General features: G+C 75.9%; 14 protein-coding genes. 6 read left to right on the plus strand and 8 right to left on the minus strand.

Features of this window, described 5'->3' with window-relative positions; genetic code table 11:
- Window positions 1-563 precede the first annotated feature (563 nt).
- Complete coding sequence (locus tag NT8_RS31030; protein ID WP_245646270.1) at window positions 564-878, minus strand: single-stranded DNA-binding protein; 315 nt, start codon at window positions 876-878, stop codon at window positions 564-566.
- Between the two features lie 1,926 nt (window positions 879-2,804).
- Between NT8_RS31030 and NT8_RS21540 the strand changes: the two genes are divergently transcribed.
- Together NT8_RS21540 and NT8_RS21545 are read left to right on the plus strand one after the other, a co-directional pair.
- Window positions 2,805-3,818: an MBL fold metallo-hydrolase gene (locus tag NT8_RS21540; protein WP_067972703.1), complete on the plus strand. Its 1,014-nt coding sequence runs from the start codon at window positions 2,805-2,807 to the stop codon at window positions 3,816-3,818.
- An 11-nt stretch (window positions 3,819-3,829) separates the two neighbouring features.
- On the plus strand, window positions 3,830-4,732 hold the full coding sequence (locus tag NT8_RS21545; protein ID WP_067972705.1) for a GNAT family N-acetyltransferase: 903 nt from the start codon (window positions 3,830-3,832) through the stop codon (window positions 4,730-4,732).
- Between the two features lie 9 nt (window positions 4,733-4,741).
- On the opposite strand, the gene NT8_RS21550 is transcribed toward NT8_RS21545, so the two are convergent.
- On the minus strand, window positions 4,742-5,173 hold the full coding sequence (locus tag NT8_RS21550; protein ID WP_067972709.1) for an NUDIX domain-containing protein: 432 nt from the start codon (window positions 5,171-5,173) through the stop codon (window positions 4,742-4,744).
- Between the two features lie 154 nt (window positions 5,174-5,327).
- Here NT8_RS21550 and NT8_RS21555 point away from each other — a divergent pair, with 154 nt between their 5' ends.
- Complete coding sequence (locus NT8_RS21555) at window positions 5,328-5,924, plus strand: hypothetical protein (protein WP_067972712.1); 597 nt, start codon at window positions 5,328-5,330, stop codon at window positions 5,922-5,924.
- 26 nt (window positions 5,925-5,950) lie between these two features.
- Here NT8_RS21555 and NT8_RS21560 read toward each other — a convergent pair whose 3' ends face one another.
- Genes NT8_RS21560 through NT8_RS21570 form a run of 3 tightly spaced genes read right to left on the minus strand, consistent with a single transcriptional unit; the run spans window position 5,951 to window position 9,079 of the window.
- On the minus strand, window positions 5,951-6,328 hold the full coding sequence (locus NT8_RS21560; protein WP_067972715.1) for an AtuA-related protein: 378 nt from the start codon (window positions 6,326-6,328) through the stop codon (window positions 5,951-5,953).
- Window positions 6,325-7,659 (minus strand): acyclic terpene utilization AtuA family protein, encoded by a 1,335-nt coding sequence (locus NT8_RS21565; RefSeq protein ID WP_245646271.1) that lies wholly within the window; start codon window positions 7,657-7,659, stop codon window positions 6,325-6,327. Before NT8_RS21565 ends, NT8_RS21560 begins: the two co-directional genes overlap by 4 nt.
- Before the next feature lie 40 nt (window positions 7,660-7,699).
- Window positions 7,700-9,079, minus strand: a complete 1,380-nt coding sequence (locus NT8_RS21570; RefSeq protein WP_067972735.1) for a CitMHS family transporter — start codon at window positions 9,077-9,079, stop codon at window positions 7,700-7,702.
- Window positions 9,080-9,213: 134 nt separating this feature from the next.
- Here NT8_RS21570 and NT8_RS21575 point away from each other — a divergent pair, with 134 nt between their 5' ends.
- Entirely contained in the window at window positions 9,214-10,152 is a 939-nt protein-coding gene (locus tag NT8_RS21575) for a LysR family transcriptional regulator (RefSeq protein ID WP_067972721.1), read from the plus strand.
- 129 nt (window positions 10,153-10,281) lie between these two features.
- Here the strand turns inward: NT8_RS21575 and NT8_RS21580 are convergent, their stop codons facing one another.
- Complete coding sequence (locus NT8_RS21580; RefSeq protein WP_067972724.1) at window positions 10,282-10,857, minus strand: TetR/AcrR family transcriptional regulator; 576 nt, start codon at window positions 10,855-10,857, stop codon at window positions 10,282-10,284.
- 101 nt (window positions 10,858-10,958) lie between these two features.
- Here NT8_RS21580 and NT8_RS21585 point away from each other — a divergent pair, with 101 nt between their 5' ends.
- Window positions 10,959-11,810, plus strand: a complete 852-nt coding sequence (locus NT8_RS21585) for an SDR family oxidoreductase (protein WP_067972727.1) — start codon at window positions 10,959-10,961, stop codon at window positions 11,808-11,810.
- Window positions 11,811-12,147: 337 nt separating this feature from the next.
- On the opposite strand, the gene NT8_RS21590 is transcribed toward NT8_RS21585, so the two are convergent.
- The gene (locus NT8_RS21590) at window positions 12,148-12,705 is read right to left on the minus strand and encodes a GrpB family protein (RefSeq protein ID WP_067972730.1); all 558 of its coding nucleotides are present in this window, start codon (window positions 12,703-12,705) and stop codon (window positions 12,148-12,150) included.
- A gap of 197 nt (window positions 12,706-12,902) precedes the next feature.
- Entirely contained in the window at window positions 12,903-13,949 is a 1,047-nt protein-coding gene (locus NT8_RS31035; protein WP_245646272.1) for a tetratricopeptide repeat protein, read from the minus strand.
- Between the two features lie 6 nt (window positions 13,950-13,955).
- Between NT8_RS31035 and NT8_RS30010 the strand changes: the two genes are divergently transcribed.
- On the plus strand, window positions 13,956-15,050 hold the full coding sequence (locus NT8_RS30010; RefSeq protein ID WP_169805241.1) for a hypothetical protein: 1,095 nt from the start codon (window positions 13,956-13,958) through the stop codon (window positions 15,048-15,050).
- The last annotated feature ends 245 nt before the right edge of the window (window positions 15,051-15,295 follow it).

Raw genomic sequence — 15,295 nt, forward strand, 5'->3', positions numbered from 1 at the left:
CCCGCCACGGCGGGGCGCCGTGGCGGGAGCCGGGGTGGACGGGGGGCCGCCCCGCGATTGGGCCGTGTCAGGCGTACCGGTGGCCGGCGGTGTGGGCCGGGCCAGCGGGGGGCGCAGGACCATGCGGACGGTCGGCGGGTGGCGCGGGGCCGCGCGGACGGTCGGCGGAGGGCCGCGATGCCCGGCGGTGCTCTGGGCGCGCCGGGGGTCGCCCTCCCGGCGGGCGTCGGTGGCCCCGCCCGGGCCGACCGACCGCCGAGGCCGGCGGCGCGGCCGCCGGGGCGGGCGGCGCGACGGCGACCGGCAGCCGACGCCCGGTGATGCGCGGCACTGTGCGCCCGAGTGTGCGGCGGCCGAGGGCCGTCCCGGAGCCAGGGAGGCCCGGGGTTCTTCTGTGCGTGGTGCTTCCGGGGGCGGTGGGCGGCACGGGGTGGGACATCGTCGGTTCCTCGCTTTCATCGGTGCCGGGGCGGGGTGGGCGGCCCGGCGGGTCGTTCGGCACCGCGGTGGTCACGGCGCCGGGTCAGGGGCGTCGGGGGCGGACCGGCCCGACGGCGGGGGCGTCACTCGGGATCGGCGGCACGCTCCACGTGCTCCACGGCACGGGCCTCGACCTCGATGACGCTGGAGGACCCGCCGGGGGTGCGCCAGAACCGCCGCCGCAGTGAGCCACGCACCGCGACGACGTCACCGATACGCCAGCCGCGGGTGGCGGCCTCGATGGCGGGGCGGAAGCTCACGCAGGTGATCGGGTCGGCCGGCTGGTTGGGGCGCTGCTCGTCCGGGGGGCGGGTGATGGAGATCCGCCAGGTGACGAGGTGGTCCCCGCTGGGGAGTTCACGGACGGCGGGTTCGGCCGTGACCCGTCCCGCGAGCACGACGTCGTTGCGGTGGCCGGTGCGGTCGTGGACGCGCCGCCGACGCTGCGCCGGGGCCGTCCCCCTCGCGGCGGTGGCCGTACCCGCCGCCGAAGGGGCGGCGGGGCGCGCCAGCGTGCCGGCGGATCCCTCGGCACCCGTTCCCGCGATGGACGCGGCGGGTGGATCGGCCGGCCCCTCCCCCCGGAGTGCGCGGGATGCGTGCGGGGCGGTGGCGCCGTCCGGCCGGCCGGCGGGCGGCGCGGCGGTGGGCGCGCCTGCGGCAGACGGCACCGGGACCCCCGCCACCGTGGCGGCGGTTCCGCCCGGTCCGGCCACGCGGACCGATCCGCTCGCCTCAGTAGTGCGGCCGTGGGCGAACCCGCCGAGCCCTGCCGCTGCGGCGCCGGGGCCGGGCGGCTGGACGGCCCCGGAGGAGATCCGGGCGCCCGACGACGGGAAGGCCTCGGATGAGGCCCGTGCGCCGGGCCGCTCGGCACCCGGCAGCACTCCGCCACAGGGCGGCATGCCAGTGGAGCGCCGGTCCGTGCCGGGGCCGGACGCGGGCCCCGAGGACGCGGCACCGGTCGGCGGAAGACCCGCGTCGACTCCACGGACCTCGCCCGGAGACGCGGCGGTGGAACCGGTGCAGGGCACCCCCGTGGCCGTTCGAGGCGCGGCGGGGACGAGCGGGTGTTCGGCGCGCGTCGCGGCGTCGGACGGGGCCGTGCCGTTCGCAGGGCTCACCTGGTGGCCGCACGCGCGCCCGGTGGCGGATCGGGACCGCCCCTGGGACGGCCCAACGCCGGTGACCGGAGCCGCCCGCCCCGCCGACGGCGAGGCGGGCCGCAAGCCGGGCGCACCGCCCGGTTCGACGGCCACCCCCGGACCGGAGGTACCGCCCCCGCCGACATGCGCGGCGTCGCAGCCGTTGGACCGCGACGAGCCCCTGCCGAACAGGTGGCGCGCGTGGGCTGACGGCGGAACACGCGTCGTCGCGGTCGACGCGGAAAAGGCATCTGCCCTGCACGGTCGACCCTCCGCTGACGCACCCGTGCGGGACGAATGCCCAACGGTCACCCCGGCGGACGACCCACCCTCCGAAACACCGGACAGCCGCGTGGCATCCGCCGAAGTCAGAGGCGGGAGAACGAATCCGGGGGCCGACACCGGACGCGCCGTGGCGGACAGGCGGCCTGCGGACGAGGCAGCCGAGGCGGGGGAACCCGGGCGGGCCGACTGGCGCCCGGCGATCACCCCGGCGGACGGGCCGATCCCGACAGCACCCGACGGTCCTGGAGTGTCCGACGGGGCCGAAGGCGGGGGAACGAGTCCGGAGGCCGATACCGGGCACGCCGTGGCGGACGGGTCGTCAGCGGACGAGGCGGCCGGAACCGGGGCGCTCGGGAGGGTCGGCGGGTGGCCGGCGGTCGCTGCGGCGGACGAGCCGATCCCCGAGGCGGCGTCCGGCCCGGAGGCGCCCGTCAGGGGACGCGGGGTGCCGGCGCGGTCGGCCGGGGGGCGGGTGGTCGGCAGGGGCGGAGCCGCACCGGCTCGGGTGGTGGAGGCGAGGTGGGCTCCCGAGGGAGCCGGGTGGGCCGGGGGTGTGATGCGGAATCCCGGGGGTGCGGGGTGGGTTCGCGAGGGGGTGGCTTGGGGCGGGGGTGGGAAGGCGGCGGGCGGGTGCTGCATGGCGAATCCTCACTTGACGGGTGCGTGTGGCCGTGACCGGCGCGGACGTGCCGCGTCGGCCTCCGATTCCAGGGTCGGGGCCGGACCGCGCCCAGGGAAGGACGGATTCGCGATCTGTGGATAACTCCGCCTCGGGTGGCGTCCGCCACGTCGGCGCCACCCCGGGTCCGAACGGCGCGGTGGCAGGAACTAGCCTCGATGGCACCGGTGATCATCGGACCCCGCTGATGACCGGGACGAGGAAGGAGACCCGCCGTGCACGACGGAGTGGACGCCACCGCGCTCCCCGACGGCATCACGCCCCTGGGCGACGAGATCTACGCCATCGACACGATGATGGCGGGCTATCCCGGGATCACGTCCAGCTACCTGATCCGGTCCGAACGGCCCTGCGTGGTCGAGGTCGGCACCGCCGGCTCGGCCGAGGTGCTGCGCGACGGCATCGCCGCCCTCGGCATCGGCCCCGACGACCTGGCCACCATCGTCGTCACCCACATCCACCTGGACCACGCGGGCGGCATGGGGGCCGTGGCGGGCATGTTCCCCAACGCCGAGGTCGTCGTCCACGAACGGGGCGCCCGGCATCTGGCGTCGCCGGAGCGGCTCATGCGCAGCGCCCGCATGGTGTGGGGCGACCGCCTCGATGTGCTCTTCGGCGAGATGTCGCCCACCGACGCGGCGCGCATCCGGGCGGTCGGCGCCACCGGCAGCGTGGACCTGGGCGGCGGCCGGTCGCTCACCACCCACTACGCCCCCGGGCACGCCAAGCACCACGTCGGGCTGGTCGACTCCGCCAACGGCGACCTCTACGTCGGCGACGCCCTGGGCGTGTACAACGCCTACACCGGCGACGTGCGCCCGGCCACGCCGCCACCCGACTTCGACCTCGACGCCGCCCTCACCTCGCTGCGCCTGTTCGACGACATCGCCCCGCGGCGGCTGATGTTCTCCCACTTCGGTGCCGTCGACACCGTCGAGGAGACCATCGTGCGCGCCCGCGAGGAGCTGCACGCCTGGGTCGACGCCGTCCGCGAGGCGCACGCCGACGCCCCCGACCTCGACCACGCCGTGGCCATGGTCCGCGACCGGGTCCTCGGCCGCTACCGCCCCCTGCCCGAAGGCGCCCCCGCCGAGACCGCCCAGGTGATGGACGTCCTCAGCGGGGTCGAGGGCAACGTCGCGGGCATCACGCACTGGCTCGACCGGGTCGCCGCCGAGCAGGCGGAGAAGCAGCGGAATCCGGGTGACACGGGCGGCCCGACCGCCTAGCGTCGCCTACCATGGCCCCGCACATCCGCCTGTTCGCACCCGGCGACGCCCACGGCGCGGCCCGCGTCCGCACGGCGTGCTTCCCCTACGAGATCACCGTCCCCGCTCTGCTGGGCGGCCTCGCCGCGCGCACCCCGCCGTCCGCCCGCCTGCGCCAGTTCACCGCCGCCGACGGCGGCCGGGTCGTCGGGTACGCCTCCGCGAAGCTGTCGCTGGACGGCTCCGGGCGCGGGGAGGCCGTGATCATGGTCGACCCGGACCACCGCCGGGCGGGCGTCGGCGGCGCCCTCCTGGCCGCCGCCGAGGAGCACCTGCGGTCGGCCGGGGCGGTGTCGGTGCGCTCGGCCGGCCCGGTCCCCGCCGCCGAGGCGTTCGCCGTTCCGCGCGGCTACACCGCCCGCGCCCGGTACCGCCACCAGGAACTCGACCTGGCCGGCCTGCCCCCGGTCCCGCCCGCGCCCGCCGGCGTCGAACTGCGCCCCGTCTCCACCTACGCCGACGACCCGCGCCCCGTCCATGAGGTCGACGCCGCCGCCTCCCTGGACGAACCCGGCTACACCCCCGCCGCCCCGCTCCCCTACGACGTCTGGTACGACACGGTGTGGCGCGACCCCCGGGTCGACCACGGACTGAGCGTGCTCGTGCTCGTCGACGGCGCCCCCGCGGGCATCGTCGCCTGGCACACCGACGGCGCCACGCGCCTGGTGTCGGCGTTCACCGGGACGCTCCGCCCCCACCGGGGACGCGGCCTGGCCGGGTACGCCAAGACGGCGGCACTGCACCGGGCGCGCGCCGCCGGGTACCGCACCGCCTTCACCGCCAACGCCTCGGGCAACGCCCCGATGCTGGCGATCAACGCCCGCCTGGGGTACCGGCACACGGCCACCGAGGTGCTGTTCGCCCGCGACCTGTGACCGGCCCGTTCACCCGGGCGGCGCCCCGGGCAGCCCGATCGCGCGCAGCAGGTGCGCGTAGATCCCGTCGTCCCAGGACAGGTCGCCGGGGAGCACGTCGAAGGCGCGCACCTCCACGGTCTCGAACTCGCCCGTGAGCGGCGCCCACCCGGCCACCTGGGCGTGGACCACCACGGTGGTGTGCCCGCCCGCGAGCACGTAGTGTCCGTCGACGCTGACCGGGCCGAGGTCGGCGCCCGCCTCCTCCCGGGCCTCGCGGCGGGCCGTGGCCTCGATGTCCTCGCCCGGTTCGGCGTGCCCGCCCGGGAACTCCCAGGCGCGGCTGCGGTGGCGCACCAGCACCGGCCGCCGGCCCGCGAACAGCAGGCACACGACGGAGTCGTGGCGCTCGGGCAGCTCCCCGATGCGCACGACCGCCCCGTTCAGCGGCAGCGGACCCATGCCGCCCTCCCAGCTCGTCCCGTCGCCGTTCGCCGGCCGGACGCATCCTACGCGCCCGCGCACGGGACCCCAGCCCCCGCGCATGGGCGTGGTGCCACCACGATCACGCGGTCCGTGCACCGATCGAGACCCGGCCGTGCCATGGTGTATCCCCATGGACACCTCGTCGGGTGCGCACCGCACCCAGGGCATGGTCGCCGGCTCGCTCATCGCGCTCGTCTTCGGCGTCGTCTTCGTCATGGCCAACACCGCCCGCCTGGGCGGCGGATGGACGATCGGGGTCCGGGTCGCCGGCGTCGCGGTCGCGCTCGCGCTGCTCGTCGCCGTGCTGCGCCGCCGCCGGGCGGCCGCACCCGCCGCCGCGCCGCCCGGCCCGCCGTGGTTCGCCGACCGCGCCTACCTCACCATCGTGGGCGTCGAGGCCGTCGCGCTCTTCGGCGGCCTGTTCGTCCTGAACCGGCTGCTGGGGATCACCACGCTCAACATCGCCTGGATCGCCCTGGTCGTGGGCACCCACTTCTTCGCGCTCGGCCGCGTCTGGCGGCTGCCGCTGTTCCACGGTCTCGGCGCGGCGATGGTGGTCCTCGCCGTGGCCGGCGCCGCGCTGCACGCCGCCGGGGCGGGGCCGGCGGCGGTCGACCTGGTCGCCGGGGTCGGCTCGGGCGCGGCCCTGTTCGCGACCGTCGCCGCCGCCCTGGTCCTCGACGCCCGCCCCGACACCGCCGGCGCCCGCGCGCACGACCCGGCCTGACGCGGCCCCGAGGCGGAGCCCCCCGGTCATTCCCCGCCCGTCGGCGGGGCCGCACCCCCCGGGCGGGCCGGCAGCGAGGGCGCCGACTCCTCGTCCACGTCGACCACCATCTCCAGCAGCGCCGAGGACAGGGCCTTGCCGTGGGCGTCGAGCCACAGCGAGGTGGTGACGGTGTCGTCGCCGCCGCGCGGGCAGACGAAGATCAGCGCCTCCACGTTGTCGAGGCGGTGCCGCACCACCTCGCCGACCACCCGGTCGGCGAGGTGCGCCGCCACCCGCTCCGGGGTCACCTCGGCGCACAGCACCGGGTACCACGCCGGGTCGTAGGCGATCAGCGCCACCGTGTTCAGGTTGCCCTTGTCCCCCGCGCGGGCGTGCGCCACGTCGTACAACCGGACCCTCATCGGCGTTCCCCTCCCCCGTACACGGCGACCCGCGTCTCGACCCGCTCGCGCGGGACCGTGGTGGACAGCACCCCCACGACCTCGGTGGTCCCCGCCCGCAGCCCGCCGCCCCCGGCCGGCCCCGACGTGTACAGGGCGCTGACCTCCTCCGCCACGATGTCCGCGGTGGCGCGGTCGGGCGCCAGCCCCGCCACCCGCAGCCGGCACTCGTAGGGCGCCCCCTCCGACAGGGCGGACCCGTGCACGGCGTCCACCCCGACGACGTCCACCCGCAGCCGCGGCACGGCCCCGGCGACCCGCTCCCGCACCACCTCGGCGGCCAGCCGGGCGCGGTCGAGCGCCCCGCGCCCCGCGTAGGAGATCTCCCCCTCGCCACGGAACCCGGCCCGGTAGCCCACGCTCACCTTCAACTCCGCCGGGCGGGCGCGGCCGCGCGCCCCGCCGACGCGCACCCGGTCGCCGCCGAGCCCTTCGACCCCCACCCCGGTGATGTCCAGGGTGACGTCGGGCGTGAGGTAGGCGCCCGGGTCGGTCACCTCGTAGGTGAGCTGCTCGACCACGGTCATCCGGTCCACCCGCCCCCCGGTCCCGTCCGGCTTGGTGACGACGGCGCCGCCGTCGGCGCCGACCTCCGCCAGCGGGTAGCCCAGCCGAGCGAGCCCCGGCACCGGTTTCACCCCCGGGTCGGCGAAGTAGCCGCCGGTCACCTGCCCGGCGCACTCCAGCAGGTGCCCGACGAGCGTCCCGGCGGCCATCCGGTCCCAGTCGGCGGTGTCCCACCCCAGGGCGTGGACGAGCGGGGCGAGGAACAGCGACGGGTCGGCCGCCCGCCCCGCGATCACGACCGGCGCACCGGTCTCCAGGGCCGGCAGCAGCGCGTCCACCCCGATGTAGGCGTTCGCGGAGACGAGTTCGCCGTGCTCGGCGAGCGGGCGGCCGTCCTCCCAGGCGGGCGCGTCCGGGTCGATCCGGTCGAGGACGTCGTCGCCGGTGACCGCGGCCACGGCCAGCGGTTCGCCCGCCTCTGCGGCGAGCGCGGCCACCATGCGGGCCGCCGCCTGCGGGTGGGCGGCGCCCGCGTTGGTGACGAGCCGGGTGCCGGTGCGCCGCAGCGGGCCGAGCAGTGCCCGCATCCGCTTGGCCAGCATGGGGTCGTAGCCGCCGCCGGGGTCGGCCAGCCGGCGCAGCGCGGCGAGGGCCACGGTGCGCTCCCCCAGGCACTCCAGCACCAGCGTGTCGAGTGCGCCGCGTTCGACGAGGTCGACCGCCGGCTCCACCCGGTCCGCGGCGAACCCCGCGCCGCACCCGATCCGGACCGTCCCACCGTTCACGTCCATCCCCTTCCCCCCGTCGTGGAGCCGCGCGGCCGGGTCACCCGGCCCACAGCGGCACCACCCCGGTCAGCACGGCCACGGCGAGCACCACCAGGCTGACGGCCCACGCCAGCGGCAGCAGGAACCGGATGTGCGCCCCGATGGACACCCCGGCCAACCCGGTGAGCAGGTAGAACGACCCCGTCAGCGGGCTGATGGGGAACCCGACCGTCTCCTCCCCCACGATCGACGCCTGGGCGAGGGCGATCGGGGGGACGCCGAAGGCGTCGCCGACCGCGGTGAGCACGGGCAGCACCGCGAAGTAGTAGGCGTCCGGCCCGAACAGCAGGCTCAGCGGCACGGCCAGGACACCGACGATCAGCGGCAGCCCCGGACCCAGCGACGCGGGCATGGCGGCGGTCATGGCCGTGGCCATCCCCTCGATCATGCCGCTCTCCTCCATGATCCCCAGGAACACGCCCGCGGCGAGGAGGGTGCTGGCCATGAGGATGGCGCCCTGGGCGTGCGCGTTGATGCGCTCGGTCTGCGCGGTGAGCCCCGGGTAGTTGACGAGGAGGGCGACGACGAGCGCCAGGATGAACGCGAGTTCGGGCGGGACCACCCCCGACACCAGGACGGCCACCGTGGCCAGCGTCAGTGCGGCGTTCACCCAGAACAGGCGGGGGCGGCGCAGGTCCGCGTCATCCCCGGCCGGGCCGACGGCGTCGGGGGCCGCAGACGCAGACGCAGACGCGGGTGCGGGTGCGGGTCCGGACGCCGAAGGGCCACCCGCCCCGGCGGCGACGGGCGCCTCCGCCAGGCGGGCGATGCGGGTCCGCTCGCGCCGCCCCAGCAGGTAGGCGATCCCGACGCAGGCGGCGATACCCACCACCTGGGCGGGGATCAGCGGCACCCAGACGGCGTTGGCGTCCACCCCGATCGTGGTCGCCGCCCGCGCGGTCGGCCCGCCCCACGGGACCATGTTCATGATCCCCGCGCCCAGCCCGGTGAGCGCCGTCAGCACCAGCCGGCGCATGCCCAGCGCGTCGTAGAGGGGCAGCATCGCGGGGATGGTGATGAGGAAGGTCGTGGCGCCGGCGCCGTCGAGGTGGGCGGCCATCGCCAGCAGGACCGTGGCGACCGCGATGGTCACCGGGTTGCTGCCCGCGAACGCGAGAACCCGGCGGATCACCGGATCGAACAGTCCGGCGTCGCGCATCACGCCGAAGTAGAGGATGGCGAAGACGAACATCGCGGCGGTCCCGGCGACCCCGCCGATACCGCTCGCGACGAACTCGCCGATCTCCCCCGGGGAGAACCCGGCGACGAGGGCCGCCACCACCGGCGCCGCCGTCAGCGCCACGACGGCCGTGACCCGGTTGGACAGCAGCAGGCCCAGGACGGCCGCGATGGTCGCGAACCCCATGATGGTCAGCATCGGCATCGTCCTCCGTGGGAGTCGGCGACCCGCCGGCATGTGTCCTGGATCACGGGCCCGCCGTCCGCCCATGCTGCCGGGGCGCTTCCGTGCTTGTCCAACATCGGTATCGCACACATCTATGCTGGGGACGCATGGACCTGACGTTGCGGCAGTTGGCCGCGTTCGCCGCCGTCGCCCGCGCCGAGAACTTCACCGCCGCGGCCCGCGAACTGCGGGTCGCCCAGTCGTCGCTGAGCCGCACGGTGATCGACCTGGAGCGCACCCTGGGCGTGCTCCTGTTCGAACGCACCACGCGCCGGATGCGGCGCACCCCGGAGGGCGACGAGCTGCTCGCCGCCGCCGAGCGCGTGCTCGCCGTCCACCGCGCGGAGATGGCCGGCCTGAAACGCTACCTCGCCGGGGAGCGGGGCTCGGTCACCATCGCCACGCTCCCGTCGGTGGCGGCGGTCCTGCTGCCGCCCGTCATCGCCGCGTTCCGCACCGCCCAACCGGACATCACGGTCCGCATCCTCGACGGGATGTCGGCCGCGGCGGTCGAGCGCATCGTCGCCGGGACCGCCGATCTAGCAATCGCGGTCCCCGACCACCTGCCGCCCGGCCTGCGGTCGTGGCCGCTCGTGGAGGACCGGTTCTTCGCCGTGGTCCCGCCCGGCCACCCCCTGGCCGACCGCGGGTCCGTCCGGTGGGCGGACTTCGACGGCGAGGACTTCATCGCCATCGGCACCGACTCCAGCGTCCGCGGCGGAACCGACCGGGCGTTCGCGGAATCCGGGGCGCACCCGGCCCGCATCATCGAGGCGGGCAACGTGTCCACGGTCGGCGGGCTCGTTGCCGCGGGCCTGGGCGTGTCGGCCCTGCCCGCGCTCGTCCGCGTCCTCATGGGGTTCGCGGACCACGTGCACCTGCCCCTGCGCGACCCGGTCGTGGACCGGGGCCTCAGCGTGGTCCTGCCGCGCCAGCGGCGCCCCACCCCCGCCGCCCACCAGTTCCTGGACCTGCTGCGCGGCCTCCGCTCCACCGGGCACCCGCTCCCCGCCGACGTCCGCTGGAGCCGCCCCGCCGCCCCGTGACGCGGCCCGGCCCCTTGCGGCACCGGGGCGAATGCCGAGGCCGCCGGTGCGGCCGGGCGCCGACCGAGAGCCACCCGATGGACCTACCGTGGCCGAACTCGCGTCGGCGTGCCGGTCGGGGGTCCGGGCTCAGCTGCGGGCCGCGTCCTTCGTCAGCGCGTCCATGAAGAGGTCGACGAGCGGACGGGCCTGCTCTCTGGTGCCGTGCTGCACGGAATAGGCGATGCCACCCATGAGGAGGAGGACATCGTCCGGGGCGACGTCCGCTCGCAGGCTTCCGTCCCGGGCGCCGGCCGCGAGGAGGGTGGCGACGGCGTCGGACAGCAGTGCGCGGCTGTCCGAGTACGGATCGACGCCGGAGGCGATGACCGCGTTGAGGGCTTCGGACATCCCGCTCTTCGCCGTGGCGTAGTGGATGAAGTGATCCATCCACATCCGGGTGGCCTCGGCGGCCGGGTGCTGAGCGAGAAGGTCGTCCACCTTCTCGCACACCTGGGTGAGTCGGCGCCGATAGGCGGCGTCGATGAGGACTTCCCGAGTCGGGAAGTGCCGGTAGAGCGTGCCGACGCCGACGCCCGCCTGCTTGGCGATGGCGGCGGGCGCGGTATCCAGCCCTTGCTCGGCGAAAGCCCGAGCGGCGGCCTCCAGCAGGCGCTCGCGGTTCTGCAGCGCGTCACTCCTGGTGCGGCGGGGCGTGGCGGACATGCGGGTTCCTTCGGTGTCGGCCTCCGGTTGCCTTCCGGAATCCGTTCCGCTTAACTACAACCGGAACAGATTCCGGTATCACTCTACTGCAGGAGAATCCCATGCCCGCTGTATCCGGCAAGGCCTCACGCCACTGGTTCGTCACCGGAGCCTCCGGTGGGCTGGGACGCCATCTCACCGAGCACGTCCTCCGGAACGGCGACCGCGTTACGGCGACGGCCCGCCGACCGGCGGCTCTGGAAGACCTGTGTGAGACGTACGGCGACCGGCTGACCGTCGAGCTCCTCGACCTCACGCGGCCGGCCGACGTGGACGAGGTGGTCGGCAGAGTCGTCCGCTCCGGGTCGGTGGACATCGTGGTCAACAATGCCGGATACGCGGTCGTGGGCGCCGCCGAGGAAATGACCGTCGCGCAGATCCGCGACCAGATCGAGGTCCTCCTGCTCGCGCCGATGGTGATCACCCGTGCATTTCTGCAGCCGATGCGTGAACAGGGCGGTGGCCGGATCATCCAGATCTCCAGTGTGGGCGGCCAGGTCGGTATCCCCACTCACAGCTCCTACCACGCGGGCAAGTGGGGGCTGGAGGGTTTCACCGAGAGCGTCAGCCGCGAGGTCCGCGACTTCGACGTCCACCTCACCCTGGTCGAGCCCGGCGCCACCCGCACCGGCTTCGCTTCCGCCCTGCGGTACACCACCGAAACGGCCGCCTACCGCGACAACGCCGTCGGCCGGACCCGGCGCTACCTGGAGACTGCGGATGAGAGCGCCTTCACCGGCGACCCGGCCAAGCTCGCCGCCGCCATCTACGACACCACCCGCCACCCGAGCCCGCCACTGCGCCTGGCCTTCGGCTCCGACACCTATAGCGCCATCCACGCGGCACTCACCGAACGTCTCACCGCGCTCGAGACTCAGCGGAACCTCGCTGCATCCGTCGCCTTCACCCTCTGATCCGCCCCACACGCGGCACATCGGAGGACCTCATCGCCACTACGGCCTTCCACCGTGCGCGATCCCCCTGCGCAGCCACGGCGCCATCCTTCGGCTCGGCCGCGCAAAGAGCGACGGCATCGAAGGCGTTGCCTCACACGGCCCCATCCTGCTGTCCGCCCTGAGGGTGCAGCCGGCGGTTCCGACGCAGGCCGTCGGGTGGCGGATCGAGGCGCCGCACGTGCGGCGCCTCAGGCTCCGCGGAGCCGGTCGAGAGGGCTCCCCAGCGGTCCGCCGCCGCACGGCGCCGAGACTTCACGCGCCCGACCCTCCACCGGGTCGGACGCGCGGCATGCGCTCACCTCGGAGGACGGTCGAGTCCCGCCAGGACGTCCGCCACGAACGCCGTCTTGCGGTCGGTGTAGGACTCGCGGTCGTCCCCGCACTCCCGCGCCGCCCGGCGTTTGAGATCCTCGTACCGCTGCGCGAGCCGGCCGTCGCGGCGCAGCGCGTCGCGGAACGCGAGCTGGTCCGCCCATCGGGGGTGCCCGGCCGAGAGCAGGTGCAGGTGCGCCGCGCGGTGGCGCCCCGTGGAGTCCGGTTTGACCAGGAAACGCCGCCACGGCCGCCGGTCGAGGTGCGCGGGCACCGGACACCACCCGTCCGCCGCGAGCCGCTCCGCCGCCGCGCGGACGGCGGCGTGCGGGTCGGTCACGGAGGCCATCAGATCGATCACGGGCTTGGCGGCGAGGCCGGGGACCGCCGTGGACCCGACGTGCTCGACACCGTCGACCAGCCACGGCGCCAGCAGGTCGTCCAGCCGCGCGCACTCGGCCCGCGCCCGGACGGTCCACCGGGGATCGTACGGACGGATCTCCACCCGCTCATAAGCCCACGCGGGGGGCTCTTCGGCCATCCGGCCACGCTAGCGGACGCGGCGGAACGCCGGGCGTCCGCCGATCCGGCGGGCGGAGCGGTCCGTGCGGCATGACGGGCGGGTTCCTCGCGGTGCGACGGGCGGAGCGACGCGTCGGCCCGGACGGGGCCCGCACACGCCGGAGGGGCCGCCCGCATGGGCGGCCCCCTGGTGTCCGGACGGAGCGGGGTCGGCGGTCAGGCGCGGTCCGCGGACCCGTCCGGGTCCGAGGCGGGCCCGCTCGCGGCGTCGTCTGAGCCGTCCGCGTCGTCGGCGTCATCCGCGTCGGTGGCGGAGTCCGGTGCGACCGCAGACCCGTCGGTGGCGGGGTCGGGCTCCGGCTCGACGTCCGCCGCCGACTCTGCGTCCTCGCCCTGCTCTGCGGCCGCACCCTGCGCTGCGGCCTCGCCCGGCTCGGTCGTCGTCCCGGCGTTCTCGTCCGGCCCTGCGGCCTCATCCGGCTCCGCCGTCGCGCCGGTGTCCTCGTCCGCCTCGGCATCGGCCGGCTCCGGCCCGGTCGCGGCGCCGGGGGCGGTGTCAGTCTCCGGCTCATCGGCCGACCCGGGCTCGGGTCCGCCCTCGGGCTCCGCTCCGGCCTCCGCTTCCCGGTCCGACTCCTCGGCGGCGGCGTCGAAGTCGGCGTCCGGGTCCTCGGCGTCGGTCCACACGACGTCGTCGTCGATGTCGACGATCTCGACGCCTTCGAGCGCGGCCATGCGCTCGTCGGCGTCGGTCACGCCGTCGCGGTCGACGGCGGACGCCCGCGCGAAGTACTCGCGGGCCTCCTCCACCCGGTCGAGCTCCAGGAGGGCGTCGGCGTAGGCGTAGAACAGCCGCGCGATGTAGGGCCGGGCCCGCCGCTCCTTGAGTTCCGGGATCTGCAGTTCGACCAGCGCGGCCTCGGGCTCGCCGAGGTCGCGGCGGGCGCCGGAGGCGACGATGCGCAGCTCGACCCGGTCCTCGACGGGCAGGTCGGCGGCCGCCGGGTCGCGGGCGATCTCCAGGGCGCGCTCGGGGCGGCCCAGGCCGCGCTCGCAGTCGGCGATCACCGGAAGGAAGTTGCTGCGTCCGGTCATCCGGCGGGCGGCACGGAGGTCGGACAGGGCCTCCTGCCACTTCCCCACGCTGTAGGCGGCGATGCCGGCCGCCTCACGCACGACGCCCATGCGGGACGCCTTGCGGCGGGCGAACGCGGCGTGGGTGTAGGCCAGCTCGGGGTCCTCGTCCAGGAGGCGGCCCGCCATGACCAGGTGGCGGCCGACGAGCTCCGCGAGCGTGCGCGGCAGCGTCCCCAGCTCGCTGCGGATCTCCGGGTCCAGCTGGCCGATGGTGATGTCCTCGGGGAGGGCGGGGGCGATGTCGCGGGGGTCGCGGTCCTCGCGGCGGTCACGGCGGTCACCATCGCGCTGCGGGCGGCCGCGGTCGAAGCCACCGCCACCGGAACGGCGGTCGCCGGAACGGAAGTCCCGACCGCCGCGGCTCGGCGCACCGCGCCGGCCATCGCGCTCGCCCCGCGAGGCGCCCCAATCCCGGCGGCCGCCCTCTCCGTCGCGACGGCGGTCGCCGAAGTCGCGACGCCCGTCACCGTCGCGGGCAGGACGGTCGCCACGGCGGTCCCGGTCATCGCCACGCGGGCGACCGAACCGGTCCCCACCCGACGAACCACGGCCACCGCCCCGGTATCCGCCATCGTCACGACGACGGTCACCGAAGTCCCGGCGGCCGCCCTCTCCGTCGCGACGGCGGTCGCCGAAGTCGCGACGCCCGTCACCGTCGCGGGCAGGGCGATCTTCGCGGCGGTCCCGGTCGTCACCACGCGGGCGACCGAACCGGTCCCCACCCGACGAACCACGCCCGCCACCCTGGTAACCGCCGCCTTCGCGGCGACGGTCACCGAAGTCCCGACGGCCCTCGCCGTCGCGGGCAGGGCGATCTTCGCGGCGGTCCCGGTCATCGCCACGCGGGCGACCGAACCGGTCCCCACCCGACGAACCACGCCCGCCACCCTGGTAACCGCCACCGTCGCGGCGGCCCTCGCCGTCGCGCGCGGGCCGGTCATCCCGGCGGTCCCGGTCATCGCCACGCGGGCGACCGAAGCGTCCTTCACCGGACGGCCCGCGTCCACCGCCCCGGTAGCCCCCTCGTTCCCCGCCCCCGCGGCCGAAGCCGGATCGGGAACGGTCGCCCGCACCGCGACCACCCGAGCCTCCGGAACCTCCGGAACGGTGGCCTCCGTGGTTGCGGGCTCCGGAGCCGTCGCGGCCCCCCGATCGGCTGTCGTCAGTCATGCGTCCGTCCGTAAACAGTCAAAAGCGCTGCCACATACACGTAGCAGCGCATTGTGATTCCCAGGTCTCTCAACCTTACGGCATCGCACCGGGCCCGGCGGACGCGTCGGCGGATGCCCACCGTCCGGGAGCCGGCACAGCGGCCAGGGCTCGGGGGTGGAGCGGGTCCGCCGCCGCCTCCTCCGCACGCGGAGCGCGCCCCGCCCCATCCGTGCCCGCCGCCGATCATCGGAGACTGGGGCTGCGGACTGCGGCGGACCACACACCTGATGTCGCGGAACCCGCCCGCGACCGGGTCCCTT

It is taken from the genome of Nocardiopsis trehalosi NBRC 14201 (assembly GCF_001552555.1).
GTDB lineage: Bacteria > Actinomycetota > Actinomycetes > Streptosporangiales > Streptosporangiaceae > Nocardiopsis_B > Nocardiopsis_B trehalosi.

Bases quoted from the DNA above. Each gene is read 5' to 3' on its own strand.
- NT8_RS21550 (WP_067972709.1), bottom strand. From the start codon at position 5,173: ATGGGTCCGCTGCCGCTGAACGGGGCGGTCGTGCGCATCGGGGAGCTG.
- NT8_RS21585 (WP_067972727.1), top strand. From the start codon at position 10,959: ATGCCCGCTGTATCCGGCAAGGCCTCACGCCACTGGTTCGTCACCGGA.
- NT8_RS21555 (WP_067972712.1), top strand. From the start codon at position 5,328: ATGGACACCTCGTCGGGTGCGCACCGCACCCAGGGCATGGTCGCCGGC.
- NT8_RS31035 (WP_245646272.1), bottom strand. From the start codon at position 13,949: ATGGCGGGCCGCCTCCTGGACGAGGACCCCGAGCTGGCCTACACCCAC.
- NT8_RS21570 (WP_067972735.1), bottom strand. From the start codon at position 9,079: ATGCTGACCATCATGGGGTTCGCGACCATCGCGGCCGTCCTGGGCCTG.
- NT8_RS21560 (WP_067972715.1), bottom strand. From the start codon at position 6,328: ATGAGGGTCCGGTTGTACGACGTGGCGCACGCCCGCGCGGGGGACAAG.
- NT8_RS21575 (WP_067972721.1), top strand. From the start codon at position 9,214: ATGGACCTGACGTTGCGGCAGTTGGCCGCGTTCGCCGCCGTCGCCCGC.
- NT8_RS21590 (WP_067972730.1), bottom strand. From the start codon at position 12,705: ATGGCCGAAGAGCCCCCCGCGTGGGCTTATGAGCGGGTGGAGATCCGT.
- NT8_RS21545 (WP_067972705.1), top strand. From the start codon at position 3,830: ATGGCCCCGCACATCCGCCTGTTCGCACCCGGCGACGCCCACGGCGCG.
- NT8_RS21580 (WP_067972724.1), bottom strand. From the start codon at position 10,857: ATGTCCGCCACGCCCCGCCGCACCAGGAGTGACGCGCTGCAGAACCGC.